Origin of the sequence: Pseudomonas sp. JY-Q (assembly GCF_001655295.1) — a bacterium.
In the GTDB taxonomy this organism is placed as follows: domain Bacteria; phylum Pseudomonadota; class Gammaproteobacteria; order Pseudomonadales; family Pseudomonadaceae; genus Aquipseudomonas; species Aquipseudomonas alloputida.
In genome coordinates this window covers 4,668,833-4,692,702 of sequence record NZ_CP011525.1, presented here as the reverse complement: position 1 = coordinate 4,692,702, position 23,870 = coordinate 4,668,833, and the positions used below count along the sequence as shown (strand labels likewise).

Annotated in this window: 20 protein-coding genes and 3 tRNA genes; 10 read left to right on the top strand and 13 right to left on the bottom strand. The window is 62.3% G+C overall.

What is annotated here, in order from left to right; all coding sequences use genetic code 11:
- Positions 1-2 precede the first annotated feature (2 nt).
- Positions 3-704: a 4'-phosphopantetheinyl transferase gene (locus tag AA098_RS21215; protein WP_003254817.1), complete on the bottom strand. Its 702-nt coding sequence runs from the start codon at positions 702-704 to the stop codon at positions 3-5.
- 81 nt (positions 705-785) lie between these two features.
- The gene (locus tag AA098_RS21210; protein ID WP_060538947.1) at positions 786-1,577 is read right to left on the bottom strand and encodes a dienelactone hydrolase family protein; all 792 of its coding nucleotides are present in this window, start codon (positions 1,575-1,577) and stop codon (positions 786-788) included.
- A 129-nt stretch (positions 1,578-1,706) separates the two neighbouring features.
- On the opposite strand from AA098_RS21210, the gene AA098_RS21205 reads away from it, so the two are divergent.
- From AA098_RS21205 to AA098_RS21190, 4 genes are all read left to right on the top strand, one after another.
- Positions 1,707-2,312 carry an outer membrane beta-barrel protein gene (locus AA098_RS21205; protein WP_064614975.1) on the top strand — a complete coding sequence of 202 codons (606 nt, stop codon included), beginning with the start codon at positions 1,707-1,709 and terminating at the stop codon, positions 2,310-2,312.
- 194 nt (positions 2,313-2,506) lie between these two features.
- Positions 2,507-3,184, top strand: coding sequence for a response regulator (locus AA098_RS21200; protein ID WP_004576835.1), 678 nt, complete (start codon positions 2,507-2,509; stop codon positions 3,182-3,184).
- Entirely contained in the window at positions 3,181-4,527 is a 1,347-nt protein-coding gene (locus AA098_RS21195; protein WP_004576836.1) for an ATP-binding protein, read from the top strand. The genes AA098_RS21200 and AA098_RS21195 overlap by 4 nt, the downstream gene beginning before the upstream one ends.
- Before the next feature lie 349 nt (positions 4,528-4,876).
- Positions 4,877-6,199, top strand: a complete 1,323-nt coding sequence (locus AA098_RS21190; protein WP_003254811.1) for a dicarboxylate/amino acid:cation symporter — start codon at positions 4,877-4,879, stop codon at positions 6,197-6,199.
- Between the two features lie 195 nt (positions 6,200-6,394).
- On the opposite strand, the gene tsaA is transcribed toward AA098_RS21190, so the two are convergent.
- The 4 genes from tsaA to AA098_RS21170 all read right to left on the bottom strand — a co-directional run bounded on the left by tsaA (position 6,395) and on the right by AA098_RS21170 (position 8,890).
- Positions 6,395-7,087, bottom strand: coding sequence for a tRNA (N6-threonylcarbamoyladenosine(37)-N6)-methyltransferase TrmO (gene tsaA, locus AA098_RS21185; protein WP_019750645.1), 693 nt, complete (start codon positions 7,085-7,087; stop codon positions 6,395-6,397).
- A 6-nt stretch (positions 7,088-7,093) separates the two neighbouring features.
- Complete coding sequence (locus AA098_RS21180) at positions 7,094-7,555, bottom strand: DUF1456 family protein (RefSeq protein WP_003254807.1); 462 nt, start codon at positions 7,553-7,555, stop codon at positions 7,094-7,096.
- 49 nt (positions 7,556-7,604) lie between these two features.
- Entirely contained in the window at positions 7,605-8,315 is a 711-nt protein-coding gene (locus AA098_RS21175) for an rRNA pseudouridine synthase (protein ID WP_010952344.1), read from the bottom strand.
- Positions 8,316-8,434: 119 nt separating this feature from the next.
- On the bottom strand, positions 8,435-8,890 hold the full coding sequence (locus AA098_RS21170; RefSeq protein ID WP_003254803.1) for a GNAT family N-acetyltransferase: 456 nt from the start codon (positions 8,888-8,890) through the stop codon (positions 8,435-8,437).
- A gap of 294 nt (positions 8,891-9,184) precedes the next feature.
- Here AA098_RS21170 and AA098_RS30025 point away from each other — a divergent pair, with 294 nt between their 5' ends.
- The 4 genes from AA098_RS30025 to AA098_RS21150 all read left to right on the top strand — a co-directional run bounded on the left by AA098_RS30025 (position 9,185) and on the right by AA098_RS21150 (position 13,316).
- On the top strand, positions 9,185-9,796 hold the full coding sequence (locus AA098_RS30025; RefSeq protein WP_064614974.1) for a hypothetical protein: 612 nt from the start codon (positions 9,185-9,187) through the stop codon (positions 9,794-9,796).
- A 191-nt stretch (positions 9,797-9,987) separates the two neighbouring features.
- A complete protein-coding gene (locus AA098_RS21160; RefSeq protein ID WP_003254799.1) occupies positions 9,988-10,833 on the top strand; it encodes a DUF6502 family protein in 846 nt (281 codons plus the stop codon).
- A complete protein-coding gene (locus AA098_RS21155) occupies positions 10,830-12,512 on the top strand; it encodes a DUF5666 domain-containing protein (protein WP_064614973.1) in 1,683 nt (560 codons plus the stop codon). The genes AA098_RS21160 and AA098_RS21155 overlap by 4 nt, the downstream gene beginning before the upstream one ends.
- A 54-nt stretch (positions 12,513-12,566) precedes the next feature.
- Complete coding sequence (locus AA098_RS21150; protein WP_012051465.1) at positions 12,567-13,316, top strand: hypothetical protein; 750 nt, start codon at positions 12,567-12,569, stop codon at positions 13,314-13,316.
- 71 nt (positions 13,317-13,387) lie between these two features.
- On the opposite strand, the gene rimO is transcribed toward AA098_RS21150, so the two are convergent.
- The gene (gene rimO / locus AA098_RS21145; protein WP_004576169.1) at positions 13,388-14,719 is read right to left on the bottom strand and encodes a 30S ribosomal protein S12 methylthiotransferase RimO; all 1,332 of its coding nucleotides are present in this window, start codon (positions 14,717-14,719) and stop codon (positions 13,388-13,390) included.
- Between the two features lie 235 nt (positions 14,720-14,954).
- Here rimO and AA098_RS21140 point away from each other — a divergent pair, with 235 nt between their 5' ends.
- Positions 14,955-16,865, top strand: coding sequence for a potassium transporter Kup (locus AA098_RS21140; protein WP_012051466.1), 1,911 nt, complete (start codon positions 14,955-14,957; stop codon positions 16,863-16,865).
- A gap of 49 nt (positions 16,866-16,914) precedes the next feature.
- On the opposite strand, the gene AA098_RS21135 is transcribed toward AA098_RS21140, so the two are convergent.
- The 5 genes from AA098_RS21135 to AA098_RS21115 all read right to left on the bottom strand — a co-directional run bounded on the left by AA098_RS21135 (position 16,915) and on the right by AA098_RS21115 (position 21,609).
- Positions 16,915-18,207: a virulence factor family protein gene (locus AA098_RS21135; RefSeq protein WP_064614972.1), complete on the bottom strand. Its 1,293-nt coding sequence runs from the start codon at positions 18,205-18,207 to the stop codon at positions 16,915-16,917.
- Positions 18,207-20,849: a bifunctional lysylphosphatidylglycerol flippase/synthetase MprF gene (gene mprF / locus AA098_RS21130; protein ID WP_003254792.1), complete on the bottom strand. Its 2,643-nt coding sequence runs from the start codon at positions 20,847-20,849 to the stop codon at positions 18,207-18,209. The genes AA098_RS21135 and mprF overlap by 1 nt, the downstream gene beginning before the upstream one ends.
- A 261-nt stretch (positions 20,850-21,110) precedes the next feature.
- Positions 21,111-21,187 (bottom strand) — tRNA-Met (locus AA098_RS21125).
- A gap of 134 nt (positions 21,188-21,321) precedes the next feature.
- Positions 21,322-21,398 (bottom strand) — tRNA-Met (locus AA098_RS21120).
- Positions 21,399-21,532: 134 nt separating this feature from the next.
- Positions 21,533-21,609 (bottom strand) — tRNA-Met (locus AA098_RS21115).
- Positions 21,610-21,830: 221 nt separating this feature from the next.
- On the opposite strand from AA098_RS21115, the gene dinB reads away from it, so the two are divergent.
- Positions 21,831-22,889 (top strand): DNA polymerase IV, encoded by a 1,059-nt coding sequence (gene dinB / locus AA098_RS21110; RefSeq protein ID WP_167398639.1) that lies wholly within the window; start codon positions 21,831-21,833, stop codon positions 22,887-22,889.
- A gap of 26 nt (positions 22,890-22,915) precedes the next feature.
- Here dinB and AA098_RS21105 read toward each other — a convergent pair whose 3' ends face one another.
- A complete protein-coding gene (locus AA098_RS21105) occupies positions 22,916-23,869 on the bottom strand; it encodes a hypothetical protein (protein WP_003254789.1) in 954 nt (317 codons plus the stop codon).
- Position 23,870: the final 1 nt, after the last annotated feature.

Here is a 23,870-nt window from a genome sequence, read left to right as displayed (position 1 = left end):
GGTCAGACGCTGACCAGGCTCAGCAGGTGGCCGTCCTGCAGGCAGAACTGGCCTTGCAGCTCTGCGCCTTGCTGCCACTGCGGTGACAGGTCGGTGAGCAGGCGCAAGCGCGCCAGCCCTTCTGCGGACCAGTCGAGCACTTCTGCGTGTTCGAAGTAGAAGCGTTGGCGAGTCAGTGGGTACAGGGTCTTGAACAAGCTTTCCTTCAGCGAGAACGTCAGGGTGACCGTAAGCCCAAGCTGGCGGCGGTCCAGGCGCTCCAGCTCTGCCGGGGTAAGGATTTCGCCCATCAGCCGCTCGGCGCGCGCGTCATCCAGCAAGGCTTCCTGATCCAGGCCCAGACCTTGGCAGCTGTTTTCGCCGGCGACCACCGCGGCGGCCCAGCCCTTGCCGTGTGTGATCGAGCCATGAATACCGGCGGGCCAGATGGGCGAGCGGTCTTCGTGGGTGCCGGGCACGTAGTCGCGGCCGTCCAGGTGCTGGAGCGCGGCGCGGGCACATACGCGGCCGGCCAGGTACTCGGCCTGGCGCTTGGCCACCGAGCGCAGCAGGCTGGCGCTGGGCAGTACGCCAGCGCGCTGGAAGTCGTCGGCGGCCAAGTGGGCAGGGTCGAAGGCGCAACTGACCAGCACCGCGCCGGGCAATGGGCGGGGCAGGGGCCAGTGGTGCTGGAGCGGGGCGCAACAGGCAGGAAGTGTGTTCATGGCGGCTATTGTGCCAGCTGTGCAGGCGCTAAGGGAGGTGGCGTGGTAACGCCTCCTTTCCCATAACGATTGCACAATCTTTTATTTGAACACCTTCTTGAAGAACGCCTGCATATCCGCCCAGGAACGCTCGTCCGCGGCCTTGTTATAGCCAATGTCCGGCCCCCCATGTTCACCGTGGCTCAGCCGATCGGCATCGGGGTTGGTGAACCCGTGCTTGGCCCCTTCAATACTGACGAACTGGTAGTTGACCTTGGCCGCATCCATCTCGGCCTTGAACGCCTCCACCTGCTGTGGGCTGACCATGCTGTCCGCCGCACCATGCTCGACCAGGATATCGGCCCGCACCACGCCAGGTTTTGCCGGGGTCTGGGTGGCCAGTGCGCCATGGAAGCTCACCACGCCATCGAGCTTTTCTCCCCGGCGTGCGGCATCGAGCACCACCTTGCCGCCAAAACAGTAGCCGACAGCGCCCAGTTGATGCTTGTTCACATTCGGCTGCTTTTTCAACAACTCCAGGCCCGCGTCGAAGCGCGCTGCTGCCGCAGCCGGGTCCTTCATCGCTGCGGCCATGAATGCCTGGGCATCCTGCGGGTGCTCGGTGTGCTTGCCATCGCCGTACATGTCGATGGCCAGTGCCTTGTAGCCCAGGGCGGCAAGATCTCTCGCACGACGCTTGGCATAGTCGTTCAGGCCCCACCATTCATGCACCACAACGATGCCTGGGCGTTTGCCGTCCAGCGCGTCATCGTAGGCGTAGTAGCCGACGAGGCGGTTGCCATCGTCGTCCTGATAAGGAATTTCACGGGTCACTACCGCCGCTTGGGCGAGGGCGGCGCTGCACATCAGGGTCAGGGCCAGCAGGGCTCGCATGTTCACAACTCCTTGTTTTGCTATCGATTCGTTCAGCCGGGGTTCAGCCAGGGTTCAGTCGCGGTTCAGGGTGCCCTGATTACTCTAGCTTCCAGACCGAAACAGCGCACCCAACTGGAGTACCCAGCCATGAAAACCTTCAATACCTTGCTTGCCGCCATGGCCGTCTGTGCCGCTGGCATTACCACCGCCCAGGCCGCGGACGACAACTTCGCCAGCCTCACCTACGGCCAGACCAGCGACAAAGTTCGCAAGTCCGGCCTGCTGCAACGCAACACCGATCAGCTCAATGCCGACGGTATTATCGGCAAGGACGATACCTGGGGTGTGCGTCTGGGCAAGATCAACGACCAGGGCCGCTACTACATGACCTATGACAATGTCTCTGGCGACCACAGTGGCCTGAAGTTGCGCCAGGAAAACCTGCTTGGCAGCTACGACTTGTTCCTGCCGGTGGGCGATACCACCAAGCTGTTCGGTGGTGGCAGCCTGGGTGTGACCAAGCTTACCCAGGACTCGCCAGGCGCCAGCCGGGACACTGACTACGGTTATGCCTACGGCTTGCAGGCCGGTGTGATCCAGGACATCACCGACAAGGCCTCGGTCGAACTGGGCTACCGTTACCTGCGCACCAATGCCGCGACCGAGGTGGGCGCGCATGGCGGGCCGAAGGATGGCACCCTGCGCCTGACCTGCAGCGCGCAGACCTACCTGGCAGCAAGTTACAAGTTCTGACGAACGAGCCGCGTTATCCTGTACCGGCCTTCGCGGGCACGCCCGCTCCCACAGGTACTGCACAAACCGCTGAAACTGTGCAGTACCTTTGGCTTGTGCAGGTGCTGCACACGTTTCAGAGACTGTGCGATTGCTGTGGGAGCAGGCATACCCGCGAATAGGCCGGTACAGGCAATACACATAAGGAGCTGCACATGAAACTGCTGGTGGTCGAGGACGAAGCCCTGCTTCGCCATCACCTCTACACCCGCCTGGGCGAAAGCGGCCATGTGGTCGAGGCGGTCGCTGATGCCGAAGAGGCGCTGTACCAGGCCGAGCAGTACCATTTCGACCTTGCCATCATCGATCTGGGCCTGCCCGGTATCAGCGGCCTGGAGCTGATCACGCGGCTGCGCAGCCAGGACAAGACCTTCCCCATTCTCATCCTCACAGCCCGTGGCAACTGGCAAGACAAGGTCGAGGGCCTGGCCGCCGGTGCCGACGACTATCTGGTCAAGCCGTTCCAGTTCGAGGAGCTTGAAGCACGGCTCAATGCCCTGTTACGCCGCTCCAGTGGTTTCATCCAGTCGACCATCACCGCTGGCCCCTTGGTACTTGACCTCAACCGCAAGCAGGCCACCCTCGACGAACACGCCTTGGCCCTGACTGCCTACGAATACCGCATCCTCGAATACCTCATGCGCCATCACCAGCAGGTGGTGGCCAAGGATCGCCTGATGGAACAGTTGTACCCAGGTGACGAAGAGCGCGACCCCAATGTCATCGAAGTGCTGGTTGGCCGCCTGCGCCGCAAGCTTGAAGGCGAGCGCGGTTTCAAACCCATCGACACGGTGCGCGGCCTGGGCTACCTGTTCACCGAGCGCTGCCGATGATCCGCTCGCTGCGGGTGCGCCTGATGCTGGCCGCCGCAGTGTTGGCGCTGCTGTTCATGCTGGCGCTGCTGCCGGCCTTGCAGAAGGCCTTCAGCCTGGCTCTGCAGGAATCGATCGAGCAGCGTCTGGCCTCGGATGTGACCACGCTGATTTCCGCTGCGCGTATCGAGCATGGCCAGCTGCAGATGCCGACACTGCTGCCGGACGAGCGCTACAACCTGCCCTACACAGGCCTGCTCGGCTATATCTTTGACCGCGACGGCAAACTGGTCTGGCAGTCGCGTGCCACCGCCGACCGGCACATCAACTACCAGCCGCGCTATGACGGGCGCGGCAACGAGTTCGACCGCATTCACCAGTCCGATGGCGAAGAGTTCTTCGTGTACGACGTCGAGATCAAGCTGTTGGGCGGGCAGAGTGCCGCCTACAGCATTGTCGCTCTGCAGCCCGTGAGCGAGTACAAGGCCACCCTCAATGGCCTGCGCGAAAAGCTCTACCTGGGGTTCGGCGCTGCATTGCTGGCGCTCATGGTGTTGTTGTGGGCAGGCCTGACCTGGGGGCTGCGCTCGTTGCGACGCCTCAGCCACGAACTGGATGAAGTGGAATCAGGTGCACGTGACGGTCTGAGCGGCGAGCACCCACGCGAGTTGCTGCGCCTGACCCGCTCGCTCAACCGTCTCTTGCGCAGTGAGCGTGAGCAGCGCACGCGCTACCGTGATTCGCTGGACGACCTGGCCCACAGCCTGAAGACGCCGCTGGCGGTGTTGCAGGGTGTGGGTGAAAGCTTGCAGCAGCGCAGCGGCGAGCGCGAGCAGGCGCGGGTGCTGCAAAGCCAGATCGAGCGCATGAGCCAGCAGATCGACTACCAGCTGCAACGCGCCAGCCTGCGCAAGAGTGGCCTGGTCCGCCACAGCGTCTTGCTGCGGCCGTTGCTCGACAGCCTGTGCAGCACCTTGGCCAAGGTTTACCGGGAAAAACGTGTGGACGTGGTGCTGGAGTTGCCGGACGCGGCGCAGGTACCGATGGAGCAGGGCGCGTTGCTGGAAATGCTCGGCAACCTGCTGGAGAACGCCTACCGGCTAAGCCTGGGCCAAGTGCGGGTGAGCCTGGTGAAGGCGCCGGGGTATCTGACCTTGTGCATCGAGGACGACGGGCCGGGCGTGCCCGCCGACCAGCGTGAACGCATTCTGGAGCGTGGGGAGCGGCTGGACAGCCAGCACCCGGGGCAGGGCATCGGCTTGGCCGTGGTCAAGGATATCGTCGACAGCTATGACGCCGAGCTGAGCCTTGGCGATTCGCCGCTGGGGGGCGCTGCGTTCAGGATCACCTTCAACCTGGATTGATCCCTAGCCTGTGCCGGCCCATTCGCAGGTCAATCCGCGAATGGGGGCACAGACAATCCACAAAGGGCGGATTTCCGCCATTCCTCCTTGTACAAATTCCGCCATCGGGCGGAAATCCGCCAATCCGTCTCGGGAATATCGCCCTGTCGTTGGGCATTTATTCCTAGCAAATACGGGCTTTGCACCCTTCATGGGCATTTTGGCACCACCCTTGCTATTGATCCTCGCAGAGGCCTGCCCAGGCAGCTCGAACACAACGACAAATCCCTCCAAGTGCAGGAGGGTTAGCGATTCAGGTGCCCCCATCACCCTGGGAAGGGTGAACCGGCACACTTGAGGAAAATTAGCCATGACGACACGTCAGCCGCTGTACAAATCCCTGTATGTCCAGGTGTTGGTCGCCATCACCATCGGCATCCTGCTCGGCCACTACTACCCGGAAACGGGCGTTGCCCTCAAACCCCTGGGTGACGGCTTCGTCAAACTGATCAAGATGGTCATCGCCCCGATCATCTTCTGTACCGTGGTCAGCGGCATTGCCGGCATGCAGAGCATGAAGTCGGTCGGCAAAACCGGCGGCTACGCGTTGCTGTACTTCGAAATCGTCTCCACCATCGCCCTGATCATCGGCCTCGTCGTCGTCAACGTGGTCAAGCCAGGCGCTGGCATGCACATCGACGTCAGCACCCTGAACGCCAGCAGCGTGGCTGCCTACGCCGCCGCCGGCGCGCAGCAGACTACCGTCGGCTTCCTGCTTAACGTCATCCCCAATACGGTCGTCGGCGCCTTCGCCAACGGCGACATCCTGCAAGTGCTGATGTTCTCGGTACTGTTCGGCTTCGCCCTGCACCGCCTGGGCAGCTACGGCAAGCCGGTACTGGACATGATCGACCGCTTCGCCCACGTCATGTTCAACATCATCAACATGATCATGAAGCTGGCCCCGATCGGCGCTTTCGGCGCCATGGCCTTCACCATCGGCCAGTACGGTGTTGGCTCGCTGGTGCAGCTGGGCTACCTGATGGCCTGCTTCTACATCACCTGCCTGCTGTTCGTGCTGGTGGTGCTGGGCGGTATCTGCCGTGCCCACGGCTTCAGCGTGATCAAGCTGATCCGCTACATCCGTGAAGAACTGCTGATCGTGCTGGGTACTTCGTCCTCGGAGTCGGCCCTGCCACGCATGCTGGCCAAGATGGAGCGCCTGGGTGCCAAGAAATCGGTAGTGGGCCTGGTTATCCCGACTGGCTACTCGTTCAACCTGGACGGTACCTCGATCTACCTGACCATGGCTGCGGTGTTCATCGCTCAGGCCACTGACACCACCATGGACATCACTCACCAGATCACCCTGCTGCTGGTGCTGCTGGTGGCTTCCAAGGGGGCTGCCGGCGTTACCGGCTCGGGCTTCATCGTGCTGGCCGCGACCCTGTCGGCTGTTGGCCACCTGCCGGTTGCCGGCCTGGCGCTGATCCTCGGCATCGACCGCTTCATGTCCGAAGCCCGCGCCCTGACCAACCTGGTGGGCAACGCCGTTGCCACCGTGGTAGTGGCCAAGTGGGTCAAGGAAATGGACAACGACAAGCTGGCTTCGGAACTGGCCTCCGGTGGTGCGCCGCTGGTCGATACCCGCCCGACGGACGACCTGGGCGTGGCTGAAGGCCCGGCTCGTTGATAGCGGGTTGAAATGAGAAAGGCGACCCAAGGTCGCCTTTTTCGTGTCTGCGCGGTCCCTTGTGGGAGCGGCCTTGCGTCGCGAAAGGGCTGCGCAGCAGCCCCGGCGACCTTGCAGGATGGCTGAAATCTTGGGGCCGCTGTGCAGCCCTTTCGCGACGCAAGGCCGCTCCCACACAGGGCGATGCGGTGGCCCTCAGCCCAGTACCACCTCCAACACCCGGATCTCCTCCGGCTGTGGGTAATGCCACCTTACTTGCACATCCCAGAACTTCACCCCGTACACCCGCTCGGACGGTGGTATCTGGTAGGCCGGCCGTGGGTCCTGCGCCAGGCATTGCTCGATCAGTTGCACCAGCGGCTCATTCAAACGCAGCGCATGCTCGCGGGCCTGGATCAGGGCGTTGTCCGCCCACTGCACGGCAATTGCCACAGGCGCTGCGTTGGCCATCTGGTTGCTGGCGCCAGCGACGCTGTCGGCATAGGGCACATAAGGCTTGATGTCCAGCACCGGCGTGCCGTCGAGCAGGTCGATCCCGGACAGCAGCAGGCGCCCGGGCTCCACGCCCTCCAGGCGTACCACCGACTGGCCGATGCCGTTGGGCCGATGGGTGGCGCGGGTGGCGAACACCCCCATGCTCTTGTTGCCGCCCAGACGCGGAGGCCGCACTTTCAGGCGCGGCTTTTCTTCCAGGGCCTGGTGGAACAGGAACAGCAGCCAGACATGGCTGACCTGCTCCAGGCCTTCGACCGCGTCACCTTGATCGAACGGCGGCAACAGTTCGAGCACGCCACGGGCGGCAGGCGCCAGCTGCGGCTGGCGCGGAATGGCGAACTTTTCCTTGAAACAGGAGTGGACGATGCCGACCGGGACAACCGTATGCTGCATGGCCACTCAGCCGCGCACGCGCAGGGTCAGGCCCTTGAGGAAGTTGCGCATCAACTGGTCGCCACACGGGCGGTAGTTGTCGTGGCCAGCCTTGCGGAACAGCGCGCTGAGCTCAGGTTTGCTGACCGGGAAGTTGACCGACTTGAGAATCGCGTGCAGGTCGTCTTCCTTGAGCTCAAAGGCCACACGCAGCTTCTTGAGGATCAGGTTGTTGGTTACCGGCAGCTCGATCGGCTGCTGCGGGCGGCTATCGTCTTTGCCTCGGCGGTAGATCACCAGGCCGTCAAGGAAGTGCGCCATCACCCGTTCAGGGCAGCGCACGAAGCCTTCCTCTTCTTCTTTTTTCAGGTAGGTGGCCAGCACCAGAGGATGCACTTCGAGGCCAGAGAGCCCGATGATCTCGGCCATCTTGGCGTCGTTCACCTTGAGCATGTAGCGCAGGCTGCGCAGGACGTCGTTGTGGTTCATTGCAGCAGAATCCTGTTCAGGTGCCGCGCGTTCCGGCGCGGCGTATTGCTTAGAAACGTTCGGAGGTAGCCAGGTAACGCCATTGGCCCAAGGGCAGCTTGCCCATCGACACACCACCCAGGCGAATGCGTCGCATGCCTAAAAGCTCCAGGCGCAGGTAGGCGCATAGCTCGGAAATCTGCCCTGGTTGTGGGTTTTTCAACACCATGCGCAGGTGTGTCTCGTTCTGCCAGCTGGCCTTGGCCTTGGGCAACTCGCGGTCATTGCGCATGGCCCCACGCGCCAGGCGTTCCAGCGCCTGGGGGGTGGTTTCGCCGCGCACTTCAATGATGAACTCTTGCTCCAGGCGACGCAGGTCGGCCTCGATCTTGCGGGATACCCGCCAGTCCTGGGTAAACACCTGCAGGCCGCTGGCGCCACGCTCCAGCGGTGCCACGCAGGCCTGCCGGGCAAAATGCCCGTGCAGGGCGCGCACGCCTTCGCGGTGGGCCTCGCTAAGGCTGCCCATGTTCATGCTGGCGCGGGCGTCTTCACTGTCCATGCCGGCTGGCTGGTTCAGCAGCAGGGTCACTGGCTCCAGGGTTTCGGCACGGGCGCCCGGCAGCAGTTCGACGCGCTGCTGCTCAACCTTGAACTGCGGCTGCTCGACCACCACGCCATCGACCGTTACCCAGCCTCCTTCAATGTACTGCTCGGCCTCGCGGCGGGAGCAGCCGAGCTGCTCGATGAGGCGTTTGGACAGGCGGACGGGTTCGGACATGGGGCAATTCGCAAGGCAGGGAAAGGCCTCCATTGTACCTGCCTGCAAGCGGTAAATGATGGGAATCTGTGTCAGATGCGCCATTTTGGACACATAGCGCGGCACATTCAGGCGCCGCCTCAAGGCACTGTGCGCATTAGCCTCATGTGCAGCAGAGGATAGGGCTGGCCCAGGCCGTCGGTTTCCGAACGGCCGATGACCTCGAAACCTTCATGCAGGTAGAAGCCCAGCGCTTTCGGGTTCTGTTCGTTGACGTCAAGGTACTCGGCATTCAGCTCATTGATGGCATAGCGCAGCAGGCGCTTGCCTACCCCTTGGCCACGGTAGCCAGGTGCGACGAACAGCATGTCCACCCGCCCGTTGGCGACACCGGCGAAACCACAGATGCGCTGGCGGTCCTTGCAGCAGATCAGCATCACTGCGTCGAGGTAGCGGCGCAGCACATGTTCGCGCAGTAGCAGGATATAGCCCTCTGGCAGAAAGTCGTGGGTGGCGCGTACTGAATCCTCCCACACCTGTACCAGCTCGCTGTAGTCGCACAAGCGCGGGGTTTGCAGCGTCAGTAGCGCAGCCATGCCGGTGTTCCTCTGGGACGATAGGGAAAACATAGCAGGCCAACCACCGGTCGGCTTGTTCGCTTGGCGCTTGAGACCTGGGGAGTGACGGTCTATTAATTAAGCGTGGGAAAAAATCCCACGCAAATATAAGTTCAATCTGAAGCAAGATTACTGACCGATTTGGCGTTCTCGTGGCGAAGACCTGGAGACGGACTATGCAAATCCACCTGCTGTTCAAGAAGGCTTTACTCGCGGCTGCTGTAGCTGGCGTGTTGTCGATGTCCATTGCCTTGATCCCTGACTCGATTTCTCATGGCTCCAGTGCCTACGCTAAAGATGGCGGTGGCGGTGGCGGTGGCGGTGGCGGTGGCGGTGGCGGCGGTGGCCACGGCGGCGGTGGAAGTGGCGGCGGCGGTGGCCACGGTGGCGGTGGAAGTGGCGGCGGCGGTGGCCACGGTGGCGGTGGAAGTGGCGGCGGCGGTGGCCACGGTGGCGGTGGAAGTGGCGGTGGCGGTGGCCACGGTGGCGGTGGAAGTGGCGGTGGCGGTGGCCACGGTGGTGGTGGAAGTGGTGGCGGCGGTGGCCATGGTGGCGGAAGCGGAAGTGGTGGCCACGGCAGCGGCGGTGACGGTGGTGGCCATGCCGGCAACAGCGGCAGTGGCCACGACGGTAATTCAAACGCTGGGCGCAGCAGCAACCATGCTGAAGCGGGTGACGATCATGGCAATCACGCGGGTGGGGAACCCGGTGATGATCATGGTAATCATGTCGGCGGTGAGCCTGGCGATGATCACGGCAATCATGTTGGTGGTGAACCTGGTGACGATCACGGCAACCATGTGGGTGGCGAACCCGGTGATGACCACGGTGTTCATGCCGGCGGCGAGGCCGGGGATGACAACAGCAGAAGCTGATTGGCGCTGACCCGAAGTGGCCCATACAAAACCCAGCGGACGGGTTTTGTATGAGCAGGTTCTGGCCTGTCTTGCCTTTATCACGTCATTTCCAATGAGCGCTGACAGCTTTTTCCTCGTCCATGCCGGGATATGATTGCGGTTTGCGTGGGATTAATTCCCGCGTCTTATACTGGGTGCCTCTGTCAAGGAATGCCCTCGATGCAATCGCCTGTCTTACCCCCGTCGATGCTGAGTGCGCTGCGGCGTGTGATGCGCCCGCTGGTGCGCCTGATGTTGCGCAAAGGGGTTACCTACACGATGTTCACCGACCTGCTCAAGGAGGTGTTCGTCGATGTGGCCCATCGCGAGTTTCGCCTGAACGACACCGCGCCAACCGATAGCCGCATCAGCCTGCTTACCGGCGTGCATCGTAAAGATGTCCGGCGGCTGCGTAATGAGGGTGACACTGCAATTGCGGCCCTGCCGGATAACATCACGCTAGGTGCACAGTTGGTCAATGTATGGACCAACACCCCACCATTCTGTTCGGCACCCGGCCAGGCGAGGGCGCTTGCGCGGCTAGCCAGTGTGGGTGGCGATTGCTCATTCGACGCCCTGGTCGCCAAGGTCAGCACCGATATCCGCGGCCGGGTGGTGCTGGACGAATGGTTGCGCCTGGGCGTCGTGCGGCTCGATGAGCAGGATTGCGTGCACCTGGAAGCCCATGCATTCGTGCCACAGAAGGGTTTTGATGAAAAGGCTGCGTACTTCGGCCACAACCTGCATGACCATGCCTGTGCGGCGGTGCACAACCTCAGCGGCGAAGGCCCGCCATTTTTTGAGCGAAGCGTGCACTACGATGCCTTGAGCCCGGCCAGCGTCGAGCATTTGCGAGATGTGGTAGCCAAGGATGGCATGCAGACACTACTTGCCTTCAGCCGGCTTGCAGCAGCGTTGGAGAGTGCTGATGAGCCCGGTATCGAACAACGTCAGCGCATCACTGTCGGGCTTTATTTCTACACTGAAGCTACCGATTCCGACCCGTCGAAGACACCCGGCCCATGACTCTTCCTGTGCGCTACCTCAGTGCTGTCATGTTTGCCCTGGTTTTCGGGGGGAACCTGATGGCCCCGGCCGAGGTGGCCGCAGCGCCGGTGTGTGTCAGCCGTGACGAGATGGGTATGGCCGGTGCCGCAGGCCTGCAGTTTCCCGGCGGTATGGGCGGCACCGGTGTACGCAATGAAAATGGCGGCGTCGGTGGCACCGGTGCCCCAGTCCAGCAACGTCCGGGTGGTACAGGCGGCACAGGCGCGGTGGCGGAGGGTGTGGACGGCACCTACTTTGATCAGCGCCACGGTGATGTAGGTGGTACCGGTACGCCGATCCTGCGCCCGGGTGGTACTGGGGGTACAGGCATCGTCGGTACCATCACCGGCTTCGCCTCGATCTGCGTCAATGGCATGGAAGTGCACTATGGCAAGGACGTACCGGTGAGTGAGAACGGTGCGCCTGCCAGCAGTGGTCACCTGGCGATCGGGCAGGTGGTGGCGGTGGAGGCATTCGCCACCCAGCGCGGCCTGCAAGCGGGGCGCATTTCGATCCTCAACGTCTTCGAAGGGCCGTTGACGGCGCTGCCCAATGCCTCGGCCCCACTGCGGGTCATGGGGCAACCCGTGCGGCTGGCCGCTGGCGCGCGGGTAGCTGAAGGGTTGCGCCCGGGTGAGCCCGTGAGGGTCAGCGGCCTGCGCGATGCCCGGGGAGAAGTCGTGGCGACCCGTATCGAACGGGCACCGGGGTTGAGGGAGGCCAGCGCCATCGGCGCGGTTGATCGCACTGGCAGCCTTCAAGGGTTGAAGTTGGGTACCCGTGTGGCGCCTGCACGTGAGGTGCTGGTGCGCGGCCAGTGGACCGGGCGCCAGCTTGAAGTGGCGCAAACCCGTCCAGACCCGAGCCTGCCTTTTGCTGGTCGTGTCCAGCAGGCGGTGGTTGAAGGGCTGGTACAGCGCACACAAGCTCGGCAGTTGGTGGTTGCAGGTCTCAATGTGACATTGGGGCAGGGCACCGTAATTGTCGGCCGGCAGCCAGCGGCGTTGGCGCTTGATCAACGTGTGCGGGTGAGCGGGGTGCTCAATGGAACTCACGAGCTGCGGGCAACCCGCGTGGAATTCCAGGACGACCGTGTCGACAATTCTGACAGAAGCCAGTCGGAGCACGGAGGTGAGCATGACGGAAGCAGCTCCGGCGGCTCCAGCAGCGGTCATGGCGCAAGCGATGGGGCCAACGATCGTGATGAAAACAGCGATGATCACAGTGGGCGCAGTGCCGTTGACGGCTCCAGTGACCATGGCAGTGGTGACAAGTCGGGAGAGTCGGTACACCTCGACGCATCGGAGCAATCGACGCGTAGCAACAGTGGAAGCTCCGATCGGGTTGAGAAGGTCGAAGTCGAAAACACCGGAAAGGTCGAAAAAGTAGACAAGGTCGAGAAGGTCGAGAAAGTCGAGAAAGTCGAGAAAGTCGAGAAAGTCGAGAAGGTCGAGAAGGTCGAGAAGGTCGAGAAAGTCGAGAAGGTCGAGAAGGTCGAGAAAGTCGAGAAAGTCGAGAAGCCCGAGAAAGTAGAAAAAGTAGAAAAGCCTGAACGGGTCGAAAAGGTGGAGTTACCAGAGAAAGTTGAAAAGGTGGAGAGGCCGGAAAAGGCAGAGACGGTGGAAAAAGTCGAGCATCCAGAGCGATCCGGGCGTTAGCCAACTAGGCTGGGTAAGTCTGGCCATGCTTCCCGAAAGAGTACTGAGTTGCAAATGAGACCCACGCTCCCTCTGTTCGCCTGTTTGCTCTCGTGCACCTGCGTGTCGGCGCTGGCCGATACCTTCAGTGCCGCCATTGGCATGGATTATTCAAGTGGCGACTATGGTACCGGCACCACTTCGGAAATCTGGTATGTGCCGGTGGTCGGCAAGTATGAGAGCGGCCCCATGACCTACAAGGTTACCGTGCCTTGGTTGCGTATCACCAACCCCGAAGTCGGCCCCAATGGTGACCCCTTGCCCGGTGGTTGCCGAGACGTGGAAAGCGGGTTGGGTGACACGGTTGCCAGCGCCGCCTATGCACTGCTCGATGGTCGTGACGGCGGCCTGATGCTGGACCTGATCGGCAAGGTCAAATTCCCTACCGCTGATGAAGACCAGTGCCTGGGCACCGGCCAGTACGACTACACCACCCAGGTCGACATAGCCAAGGGCTTTGGCCCGGTCACCGGTTTCGCGACGCTGGGTTGGAAGAAGTTCGGTGACCCGCCCGATAGCGACTTCGATGACCCGGTATTTGCCAGTCTCGGCTTTGCCCTGCCGGTGGCGGTCGGTACTTCGGCCGGCGCCTCCTACGATTGGCGGCAGAAAGTGGTCTCGACCGGGGCGCAGATCAAGGAGCTTACCCTGTTCCTCACCCACAAGCTCAACCAGCAGTGGAAAGTCCAACTCTATGCAGTCAAAGGCTTCTCGGATGCCAGCCCGGATGCCGAGGGCGGCCTGATGCTGTTTCACACGTTCTGACAAAAAAGCCCCTGCGCCGGTCATTCCCTATGGAGAACGCCGGGGCAGGGGCTTTGCAGGCTTCAGCCGTTTTAGATGGGTTCAGCCCACATGTCGTACTCGTCGGCATCCACCACACGGCAACGCACTTTGTCGCCTGGCTTGAAACCATGGTCGCCATCGATGAACACGCTGCCATCGATTTCCGGTGCATCGAAGAAGCTGCGGCCAACCGAACCTTGTTCCTCGACTTCGTCGATCAGCACGTCGATTTCCTTGCCGATGCGCAATTGCAGGCGGGCAGCACTGATGGCCTGCTGGTGGGCCATGAAGCGGTCCCAGCGCTCTTGCTTGACGTCGTCCGGTACTTCGGCCAGGCCCAGGTCGTTGGCCGGGGCGCCTTCCACCGGCGAGTACTGGAAGCAGCCCACGCGGTCGAGCTGGGCTTCGGTCAGCCAGTCCAGCAGGTACTGGAAGTCTTCCTCGGTCTCGCCCGGGAAGCCGACGATGAAGGTGGAGCGGATCACCAGCTCAGGGCACTGCTCGCGCCAGTTCTTGATGCGCGCCAGGGTGCGGTCTTCGAAGGCCGGGCGCTTCATCGACTTGAGCACTTTCGGGCTGGCGTGCTGGAACGGGATGTCCAGGTACGGCAGGATCTTGCCGGCAGCCATCAGCGGGATCACGTCGTCAACGTTCGGGTAAGGGTACACATAGTGCAGGCGTACCCAGGCGCCCAGGCTGCTCAGTGCTTCGCACAGCTCGAGCATGCGGGTCTTCACCGGGCGGCCGTTCCAGAAGTCGGTCTTGTACTTGACGTCGACGCCGTAGGCGCTGGTGTCCTGGGAAATCACCAGGATTTCCTTCACCCCGGCCTTGACCAGGCGCTCGGCCTCGCTCAGCACTTCACCCACCGGGCGGCTGACCAGCTTGCCGCGCATCGACGGGATGATGCAGAAGCTGCAGCTGTGGTTGCAGCCTTCGGAGATCTTCAGGTAGGCATAGTGGCGCGGGGTCAGCTTGACGCCCTGTGGCGGCACCAGGTCGATCAGCGGGTTGTGGTCCTGACGCGGCGGCACCACTTCGTGAACGGCGTTGACTACCTGCTCGTACTGCTGCGGGCCAGTGACCGACAGCACGCTTGGGTGCACGTCACGGATGCTGCCTTCTTCGACGCCCATGCAGCCGGTGACGATCACCTTGCCGTTTTCCTTGATGGCTTCGCCGATCACTTCCAGCGATTCGGCCTTGGCGCTGTCGATGAAGCCGCAGGTGTTGACCACCACCACGTCGGCGTCCTCGTAGGTGGGTACGACTTCATAGCCTTCCATGCGCAGCTGGGTCAGGATGCGCTCGGAGTCGACCAGGGCTTTTGGGCAACCCAGGCTTACGAAACCTACCTTGGGGGTGGCGGGCGTGGTGGACATGACTAACCTCGGTATTGAATACAGGTCGCCCGGCCGGAATCGGGGGCGAACTTGACGGGCGCTTTTGGCGCCTCTGATCAAAAAGTGCGCAATTCTAGCGAGCGCAAGGGCGCTTGACCAGCAGAAATACGACGAACGCTGCGCTATGCTTCGCGCCGTTGCGCCGGGGTACCTTCCAGGGCCTGGTGGCAGATTGATTACCAAGGGCCGTGAAGGCCGTTTGCGGGAGTGGTCGATGGTTCAGGCAAGCAGTCACGCTGAGGGCGGGCACGAGGGGAAGCAGGGTGCGTCACGGTCGGTGGGCCTGCTCGTGGCGGCGGTCGGGGTAGTTTATGGCGATATCGGCACCAGCCCGTTGTATACCCTCAAGGAAGTCTTTACCGGCGGCTACGGGGTGTCGGTCAACCATGATGGCGTGCTGGGGATCCTGTCGCTGATCCTTTGGTCGTTGTTGTGGGTGGTGTCATTCAAGTATGTGATGTTCATCTTGCGTGCCGATAACCAGGGGGAGGGCGGCACCATGGCGTTGACCGCTCTGGCGCGGCGGGCCACGGCGGCGTACCCGCGGCTGCGCACGCTGATGGTGATCTGTGGCTTGATCGGCGCTTCGCTGTTTTATGGCGACAGCATGATCACCCCGGCGGTGTCGGTGCTGTCGGCGGTGGAGGGCATGGGCCTGGCCTTCGATGGCATCGACCACTGGGTGGTGCCAATTTCGCTGGTGGTGCTGGTGGCGCTGTTCCTGGTGCAGCAACATGGCACTGAGAAGATCGGCAAGCTGTTTGGTCCGATCATGGTGACCTGGTTCGTGGCGCTGGGCGCGCTGGGTGTGCATGGCATCTCGCAGAGCCCGGAAGTACTCAAGGCGTTCAACCCGGGCTGGGCAGTCAACTTCTTCGTGGTGCACCCCGGTATTGGCGTGGCCATTCTGGGTGCGGTAGTGCTGGCGCTGACCGGTGCCGAGGCGCTGTACGCCGACATGGGGCACTTTGGCCGCAAGCCGATTGCCCGGGCCTGGTTCATCCTGGTGCTCCCGGCGCTGGTGCTCAATTATTTTGGCCAGGGTGCACTGCTGCTGCAAAACCCGGAGGCCGCGCGCAACCCGTTCTACCTGCTGGCGCCGGGCTGGGCGCTGCTGCCGTTGGTCGGGCTGGCCACCATGGCCACGGTTATCGCTTCGCAGGCGGTGATTTCCGGGGCCTTCTCCCTGACCCGTCAGGCCATTCAGCTGGGCTACATCCCACGTATGCAGATTCAGCACACCTCAAGCGACGAGCAGGGGCAGATCTACATTGGTGCAGTGAACTGGACGCTGATGGTGGGTGTGGTGCTGCTGGTCATCGGCTTCGGGTCCTCGGGCGCTCTGGCGGCAGCCTACGGGGTTGCGGTCACCGGTACCATGCTGATGACCACCATCCTGGTGTCCGCGGTGATGCTGCTGCTGTGGAAGTGGCCGCCGCTGCTTGCAGTGCCGATTCTGGTCGGCTTCCTGTTTGTCGACGGGCTGTTCTTCGCCGCCAACGTGCCGAAAATCGTCCAGGGTGGTGCCTTCCCCGTGTTGGCCGGTGGTGTGCTCTACCTGCTGATGAGCACCTGGAAGCGCGGCAAGCAGATTCTGGTCGAGCGCATCGATGAAGGTGCCCTGCCATTGCCATTGTTCATCAGCAGCATCCGCATTCAGCCACCGCATCGGGTCGAGGGGACTGCAGTGTTTCTGACGGCACGCTCCGATGCCGTGCCGCATGCGCTGTTGCACAACATGTTGCACAACCAGGTGTTGCACAGCCAGGTGGTGCTGCTGACTGTGGTCAGCGAAGACCGGCCGCGGGTGCCGGAACATGAGCGTTTCGAGGTGGAAGCCTATGGCGACGGATTCTTCCGTGTGTTGCTGCACTTTGGGTTCATGGATGAGCCGGACGTGCCTGCCGCGTTGAAGCTGTGTCATCTGGATGACCTGGACTTCACGCCAATGCGCACTACTTACTTCCTCAGCCGCGAGACGGTGATCGCGTCACGGCTGGAGGGGATGTCGCGCTGGCGGGGCAACCTGTTCGCGTTCCTGCTGAAAAATGCCAACGGCAACTTGCGCTTCTTCAACCTGCCGTTGAACCGGGTGATCGAACTGGGGACGCAGGTCGAGATCTGAATGGGTTTGCACAGCAAGGGTCAGGGCCGCAGAGCGGCCCTGACCCTTGTCAGTTCTGTTCAGCTACGCTGGTCTTGCCCTGGCGCGTCTCGATCTCGCCAATCAACCGCTTGGCAAGTGCCGGGTAGTTCTCGTCGAAGTGGTGACCACCAGGCAGTTTCAGGCGTTCACCCACTGCCGTCTTTTCCGTGCAACCGCTCTCGTCGGTTTCCTCGACGCCATATACGCACACGACCTTGGACGCTGGCAGCTTGGCCATTTCCGGCCCGGTTGGCGCTTCCTGGCCTTCCTTGCCCAGCCAACCCTCGACCTCGATCTCGAAGCTGCCACTGCGCGCAAAGGCTAGCAGCACCACCGCGTCGATACGCTGCTGGTCCTCGACGGGCAGGCGGTTGTAGATTGCCGGCAGCACGTCGGCGCCGAACGAATAGCCGGTCAATACGAAGCGCTTGGTACCCCACTTCTGCCGGTAGTGATGCATCAGCTCGGAAAGGTCGGCGGCGCTTTGTTCCGGGGTCTTGTGCTGCCAGTAGTAGCGCAGCGTGTCGATGCCCACCACCGGGTAACCCAGCTTGGCCATTTCCCCGGCCACGTCGCGGTCCAGGTCGCGCCAGCCGCCATCACCAGAGAGAAACAAGGTAACCGTGTCTGTGGTTTGCCCGGCCGGCACTTCGACCACCGGGATGGCCAGTGCGTTACCGTCGCGGCCGACCAGGGCTTGGGTCAGTTGCGCCTTGAGCACTTGTGGCAAGTGGATGTCGTAGTCGCTGATGCTGGTTTCGGCGTTGGCCTGGTCGCGCACGAAGGCGGCGCTGGCGTCATCCGGGTTGTCGTTCCAGGCGACGTTCCAGTGGCCATGGGCAGCCGATTTGGGCAGCGGAGCCTGGCAGTCAGGCTGTTCGAGGGTGAAGCCCACGGAAATGGCCCGCGCCTTGTCATCGTTCTGGCTGGCCAGCCAGCGCCAGGCCTGGGTGGCACCGGGACCGATGCCGGCGACCAAGGTCGGTTTTTCCTGCAGTTGGGTCAGCGCCTGGTCCATGGCCTGCTGCTGCTTGCTGCAGTCTCCAGACGGCAGAATCACCTGCACCAGCTGGGCTTCACCGGCCTGGCTCAGGTCGAGCAGTTGCTTGCCCGTCAGTGCCTGGTCTTGTGGCACGCCGATGGCCACCCGGGCCTTGGGGTGCACGCCAGGGGTAACACGGGTGATGCTGGTGTCATTGATGCTCATTTGCTCCAGGCGCGCCTCGGGGGCCGGGCGCGTCCACAGCCAGAAGGCCAGCCCACCACCCAGGGCGGCCAGCAGCAGGGGAACCAGCAGGTACAGCCAAAAGCGTCGGGTCATCAGCGTTTCACCAATCCAGTCAGGCCGCCTGCAATCAGAGCGGCGGTGTCGGCCAGTGCCACCAGCGGGTCGAGCCCGGCTGGCACGGCCATGTAGCGGGGTTCCCAGTCCGGCTGGAACTTGTCTTTGAAGCGTCGAAGCCCCTGGAAGTTGTAAAGCTGTTCACCACGGCGGAACACCAGCGAACCCAAGCGTTGGGTCAAGGGGGCGCCACGCCTGGGTTGCAGGCCGGACAGCGGTACCATGCCCAGGCTGAAACGCCCGTAGTCATGGCTTTTGTAGTGCAGGATCAAGCCGATCATCATGAACTCCATGGTCAGCTTTGGCGCTTCGGGGTGCGCACGCATCAGGTCGAGGCTGGCCAGCTCGTTCCCATGGGTCTCCAGCAAGTTGGCGAAGGCTACCGGGCGGCCCTGGAAGCGAATCAGGGCTATGCGGAAGTGCTGCAGGTAGTCTGGGCTGAAGCGCCCCAGCGAAAAGCCTTTCTCGCGCACGTTCTTGCCGCCGAGCCAGGCGTCGGAGATTTCCTTCAGCTCAGCCAGCGGGGCGTGGCCGGGCTCATGGATCTCCAGGCTCAGGCCATCGCGTCCGCCGCGGTTCCAGGTGTAGCGCAGGTCTTTCATCTCCTTGCCTTTGGCTTCAAGGTCAAAGCGGCGCAAGTCGACCCGGGCTTCTTCACCGAGCTTCAATGCGGTCAGGCCGATGTCCATGTAGAACGGCAGGTTCTCCGCGCGTACCTGGTAGAACACGGGGCGTGCGTGGTGCAGGTCGCACAGGTCGCGGAACTGCCAGATCATCTCGGCGCGTTCCTGGGCCGGGCCTATCGGGTCGTACAGCGCCACCAGGCTGCGGCCGCGCCGGGCGTACATGAGGAACGCGTTACCACGCGGGTGGAACAGCAACGCCTTGTCGCCAGTCAGCGCCAAGCCGCCGTCGGGCTGGTCGGAGGCCTGCAGGATGCGGCTGGCGCGTTGCAGCTCTTCTTCATCGGGCAGGTGGATCACGGGCGGCGCTGTGCGCAGCAGCCACGTCAGTGCCACGGCAGCCAGCAGCAAGGCACTGCCCATGGCGGCGCGCAGGCCCCGTGGCGCGTCGGCATCGAGGGTGAACTGCCACCACAGCTGATGGCTGTAAGGCACATCCTGGTAGGCGAACAGCAGAAGCCACACTGATGCGCCCACCGTACAGGCGCTGGCCACCAGGAAAACCGGCGAGAAGGGCAGCTCCAGCAGTCGGCTGGGGCGATAGAACGAGCGGCGGAACAGCGCGAGCAGGGCGGCGGTAAAGGTCAGCAGGCAAGCCTCTTCCCAGTCAAAGCCCTTCAACAGCGACAGCAGGGCGCCGACCAGCAACAGCACGGTGGTCAGTAGCCAGGCGGCGGACAGGCGCCGGCGCAGGCCTTGGGCCAGCAGCAGGCATAGCACACCGATCAGGCTGGCGCCGAAATGAGAGGCGTCGATCAGCCGGTGTGGCACCAGGAAACCCATATGCTCCAGACGCGTATCTATCTCGGGCGTGGCACCGGAAAACAGCAGCACCACGCCGGACAGGAACACCAGAATCGACAGGATCGGTGCGGCCAGACCTGAAGCGGCCTTGATGGCCTGTTGCGCAAACAGCAGGCGTCGGGCTTCATTGGCCAGCAGCAACACGCAGGCCAGCAGCAGTGGCAGCACCACATAGATCAGCCGGTACAGCAGCAAGGCAGCCGCCAGCGGTGCGGCACCGAGCTGGTCGGCAAAGGCCGCCAGCAGGATCGCTTCGAACACCCCGACGCCGCCCGGTACGTGGCTGAGCACGCCCGCAGCCAAGGCCAGCAGGTACACCAGCACGAACGCGCCGAAAGGAGGGGCTTCGGGCAGCAACAGGTAGAGCACGGTGGCCGCCGCCGCCACATCCAGCGCGGTTATCAGCAATTGCAGGGCCGCCAGGCGTGCATCCGGCAGGCGAAGTGTGCGCCGCCCCAGTTGAACGAGCAGGTTATTGGCCGCCGGTTGCTCGGCCAGGCGTCGGCGGTACAAGCCAATTACCAGTAAGGCAGACACCACCAGCACGGCGCTGGCAACAGCTGCCAGCAGGCCGGGCGCCAACCCGAGTGCTGTCGAGGCCGCCGGCAGGTTGCTCAATGTCGCCAAGGCGGCCAGGGGCGGCAGCGCGCAGCCCAGTGACAGGCTGGCAAACACGGTCATGCGTGCGACTTCGCCAGCACCAAGCCCTTGCCGTGCGTACAGGCGATAGCGAACCGAGCCGCCAGAGAGCATCGACAGGCCGATGGCGTTGCCGATGGCAAAGGCGCTGAAGCCGCCCAGTGCCAGGCTGCGTGCTGGCAGTTTCACGCCCGCATAGCGGCTGGCCGACCACTCGTAGCCCAGCAGGATCACAAAGCCGATCACCGTTGCCAGCAAGGCGCCCAGCAATGACTGGGTGGGCACGCTGAGCATGGCATCGTGCAAGGCATAGATGTCCAGCTCGCTCAGCAGGTGGCGGCAGGCAATCAAGGCCATCGTGAACAGTAACAGGGTCACCATCAGGCCTATGGGCTGGCGGTAGCGACTCAGGCGTTCGAGTAGGGGCAGGCGCTGCACAGCACCGGGTAGCGCCGTAGCGAGTGGCACCGGCGGTTCGGGATTGTGCGAAGTCATGAGTTGCCCCGGGCATGCGGCGCGAGGTGAAGGAAAGGTGCGGCCAAGTGAAAGTCCCTTAAGAAAACGTATCCAATGTTACTCCGGCCTCAAGCGTTTGCAGCGGCTTGGCAGGGTTAAAGATAGTTCATCCTGGGCACGACATCTCAAGCCTGCGGGTTGGCATGAGGGGAGGGAAAATCGAGGCGACGAAAATCAGGGAGGTATAAAGCAACAAACCCCGCGCTGCTTTTACACAGGCGGGGTTTGTTCTGACGAATATGGTTGCGGGAGCCGGATTTGAACCGACGACCTTCGGGTTATGAGCCCGACGAGCTACCAGGCTGCTCCATCCCGCGTCAGTGGGGCGGATTCTACAGCGTGTGGTTTTTATGTCAAGCGCTAGGCTTTGATTTTTCGACGTTTTTTCGCAAATGCTTATCAGCAGGCAAAGAAAAAGGCCACTGTGTTAACAGTGGCCTTTTCTTGAATCTGGTTGCGGGAGCCGGATTTGAACCGACGACCTTCGGGTTATGAGCCCGACGAGCTACCAGGCTGCTCCATCCCGCGTCAGTGGGGCGGATTCTACAGCGTATAGTTTATATGTCAAGCGCTAGGCTTTGATTTTTCGAGGCTTTTTCGGAAAAGCTTTTTAACGGGCAAAGAAAAAGGCCACTGCGTTAACAGTGGCCTTTTCTCGAATCTGGTTGCGGGAGCCGGATTTGAACCGACGACCTTCGGGTTATGAGCCCGACGAGCTACCAGGCTGCTCCATCCCGCGCCTGTGAGATCGAATTCTACGGATTTACGCTCCGATGTCAAGCAATTGTTTTGGAAAAACCTTTTTTGTTCAAACCCTTAGCGCTTCATATCCGTGTACAGCTCAGTCACGGCGGGGCTTTCAGGCCGATTATCGTGTAGCAAAGCAGGTGAGCTGTTTCAGAGGAGGGCGCATGCGATACTATCTGTATGAATTTACAGTGCTGACGGTCGTCCATGTCCTTGCGCAAGATCATCCACGTCGACTGCGATTGTTTCTACGCTGCGATCGAGATGCGTGATGACCCGCGCCTGGCCGGTCGCCCCATGGCGGTGGGGGGCTCGCCCGACCATCGCGGGGTAATCGCCACCTGCAACTATGAAGCGCGTGCCTATGGCGTGCGCTCGGCCATGTCATCGCGGCATGCGCTGAAGCTCTGCCCCGATCTTTTGATCGTCAAGCCGCGCTTCGAGGCCTACCGTGAGGCCTCGCGGGAAATTCACACGATCTTTCGCGACTACACAGAGCTCATCGAGCCTTTGTCCCTGGACGAAGCCTATCTGGATGTAAGCGACAGCCAGTGGTATTCGGGCAGCGCCACGCGCATTGCCGAGGATATACGCCGGCGTGTTGCCCGCACCCTGCATATCACCGTGTCGGCTGGCGTGGCGCCTAACAAGTTTCTGGCCAAGATCGCCAGTGACTGGCGCAAACCCAACGGGCTGTTCGTGATTACCCCAAATGAAGTGGAAACGTTCGTTGCAGCCTTGCCGGTGGCCAGGTTGCATGGGGTGGGTAAGGTGACGGCCGACAAACTGACGCGGCTGGGCATCGAAACCTGCCTGCAGTTGCGTGAGTGGTCGCGGCTGGCATTGGTGCGCGAGTTCGGCAGTTTTGGCGAGCGGTTGTGGGGGTTGGCGCGGGGGATCGATGAGCGTGCAGTGCATAACGACAGCCGACGCCAGTCGGTGAGTGTGGAAAATACCTACGACACCGACCTGCCAGACCTGGCCAGTTGCTTGGCGCGGCTGCCAGATCTGCTGGCTAGCCTGAACGAACGCATCGCTCGAATGGACAGCAGTTACCGGCCAGACAAGCCGTTCGTCAAGGTCAAGTTCCATGACTTCAGCCAGACCACCATGGAGCAAGCCGGGGCCGGCCGGGACCTGGAGAGTTATCGGCAATTGCTGGGGCAGGCGTTCGCCCGTGGCGGCAAGCCGGTACGCTTGCTAGGGGTAGGGGTGAGGTTGCGTGACTTGCGGGGCGCACATGAACAGCTGGAGCTGTTCCCGCCTAAATGAAAGGGGCTGCAATGCAGCCCCTTCTATTAATGCACGCCTGGATCCGCCACCAACCGGCCAGTGGCCTTGGTCAGCGACTGCAGGAACTCCTGTTGCAGCTCCGGATCGTTGCGGGTCAGCTCGATCAGGCTCTGTTCCATTTCACTGGCTTCCTCTTCAAGGCCCAGTTCGGACAGGCGCTTGACCCGGTGCACCCACTGGCCGACATCATCATCTTCGAGGTCATCGAAGATCAGCTCATGGGCTTCGAGCAGCTTATTGCGCAGGGTAGCGCTGACCAACAGGCTGGCATCGCCTCGTACCGCATTGTCCTCGTCAAGTACTTGCAGGTGCAGGGTGCCGACGTGGTTGAGGTTTTGCTCGGAGAACGGGCTGTCGAGCAGGTTCAGGCGCAGCACGCCGTTGCGGTCCGTGGTCAGCTCGTGGGTCATCTTGCCGGCCTTGACCTCGACCAGGCGCTCGCTCCAGGGCAGGCTGGTGGATTCCTCTCGCTGGCCTTTCTGCACTTCGCTGATCCCGGCCAGGTTCTGCTGGGCGCGGCCGTTGGATGGCACGTTCATGAACGGATTGAGCCCATCCACGCCATAGCTGAGCCAGTCGTGGGTGATACTTTGCGGCAGGTTGCCCAAGGCGAAGACGTTGACCACATTGGCGCCGACACCCGCCACCACGGCCACTGCACCCAGCGGGATCTCGTAGATCTCCCGCCAGGGTTGGTAAGGCGTGTAGCGGTCATAGCGACGGGTCACTTCGAATTCGGTCACTTCGAAGCGCTTTTGCTCATGCACGCGCACACGTCGCTGCGGAAGCTCCATCACCTTCGGCTCGCCGACATCGATCTGCAGGGTGTGCTCGAGCAGTTTGCGCTCGACGCGCTCCTCATGGTCGCTGCGCTGGGACATCTGGTTGGCGCAGCCGCTGACGAGCAGGGCGCCGCACAGTGCGGCGCCCCCAAGGGTAAAGGTACTTCGCTTGTACATG

What these genes read in the sequence shown, in the direction of transcription:
- AA098_RS21140 (WP_012051466.1), top strand. Translation starts at nt 14,955, where the DNA reads ATGGTTCAGGCAAGCAGTCACGCTGAGGGCGGGCACGAGGGGAAGCAG.
- AA098_RS21150 (WP_012051465.1), top strand. Translation starts at nt 12,567, where the DNA reads ATGAGACCCACGCTCCCTCTGTTCGCCTGTTTGCTCTCGTGCACCTGC.
- mprF (WP_003254792.1), bottom strand. Translation starts at nt 20,849, where the DNA reads ATGACTTCGCACAATCCCGAACCGCCGGTGCCACTCGCTACGGCGCTA.
- AA098_RS21105 (WP_003254789.1), bottom strand. Translation starts at nt 23,869, where the DNA reads ATGTACAAGCGAAGTACCTTTACCCTTGGGGGCGCCGCACTGTGCGGC.
- AA098_RS21175 (WP_010952344.1), bottom strand. Translation starts at nt 8,315, where the DNA reads ATGTCCGAACCCGTCCGCCTGTCCAAACGCCTCATCGAGCAGCTCGGC.
- AA098_RS21180 (WP_003254807.1), bottom strand. Translation starts at nt 7,555, where the DNA reads ATGAACCACAACGACGTCCTGCGCAGCCTGCGCTACATGCTCAAGGTG.
- AA098_RS21200 (WP_004576835.1), top strand. Translation starts at nt 2,507, where the DNA reads ATGAAACTGCTGGTGGTCGAGGACGAAGCCCTGCTTCGCCATCACCTC.
- AA098_RS21215 (WP_003254817.1), bottom strand. Translation starts at nt 704, where the DNA reads ATGAACACACTTCCTGCCTGTTGCGCCCCGCTCCAGCACCACTGGCCC.
- rimO (WP_004576169.1), bottom strand. Translation starts at nt 14,719, where the DNA reads ATGTCCACCACGCCCGCCACCCCCAAGGTAGGTTTCGTAAGCCTGGGT.
- AA098_RS21210 (WP_060538947.1), bottom strand. Translation starts at nt 1,577, where the DNA reads ATGCGAGCCCTGCTGGCCCTGACCCTGATGTGCAGCGCCGCCCTCGCC.
- AA098_RS21155 (WP_064614973.1), top strand. Translation starts at nt 10,830, where the DNA reads ATGACTCTTCCTGTGCGCTACCTCAGTGCTGTCATGTTTGCCCTGGTT.
- AA098_RS21160 (WP_003254799.1), top strand. Translation starts at nt 9,988, where the DNA reads ATGCAATCGCCTGTCTTACCCCCGTCGATGCTGAGTGCGCTGCGGCGT.
- AA098_RS21170 (WP_003254803.1), bottom strand. Translation starts at nt 8,890, where the DNA reads ATGGCTGCGCTACTGACGCTGCAAACCCCGCGCTTGTGCGACTACAGC.
- AA098_RS30025 (WP_064614974.1), top strand. Translation starts at nt 9,185, where the DNA reads ATGGCTCCAGTGCCTACGCTAAAGATGGCGGTGGCGGTGGCGGTGGCG.
- AA098_RS21195 (WP_004576836.1), top strand. Translation starts at nt 3,181, where the DNA reads ATGATCCGCTCGCTGCGGGTGCGCCTGATGCTGGCCGCCGCAGTGTTG.
- tsaA (WP_019750645.1), bottom strand. Translation starts at nt 7,087, where the DNA reads ATGCAGCATACGGTTGTCCCGGTCGGCATCGTCCACTCCTGTTTCAAG.
- AA098_RS21190 (WP_003254811.1), top strand. Translation starts at nt 4,877, where the DNA reads ATGACGACACGTCAGCCGCTGTACAAATCCCTGTATGTCCAGGTGTTG.
- AA098_RS21205 (WP_064614975.1), top strand. Translation starts at nt 1,707, where the DNA reads ATGAAAACCTTCAATACCTTGCTTGCCGCCATGGCCGTCTGTGCCGCT.
- AA098_RS21135 (WP_064614972.1), bottom strand. Translation starts at nt 18,207, where the DNA reads ATGACCCGACGCTTTTGGCTGTACCTGCTGGTTCCCCTGCTGCTGGCC.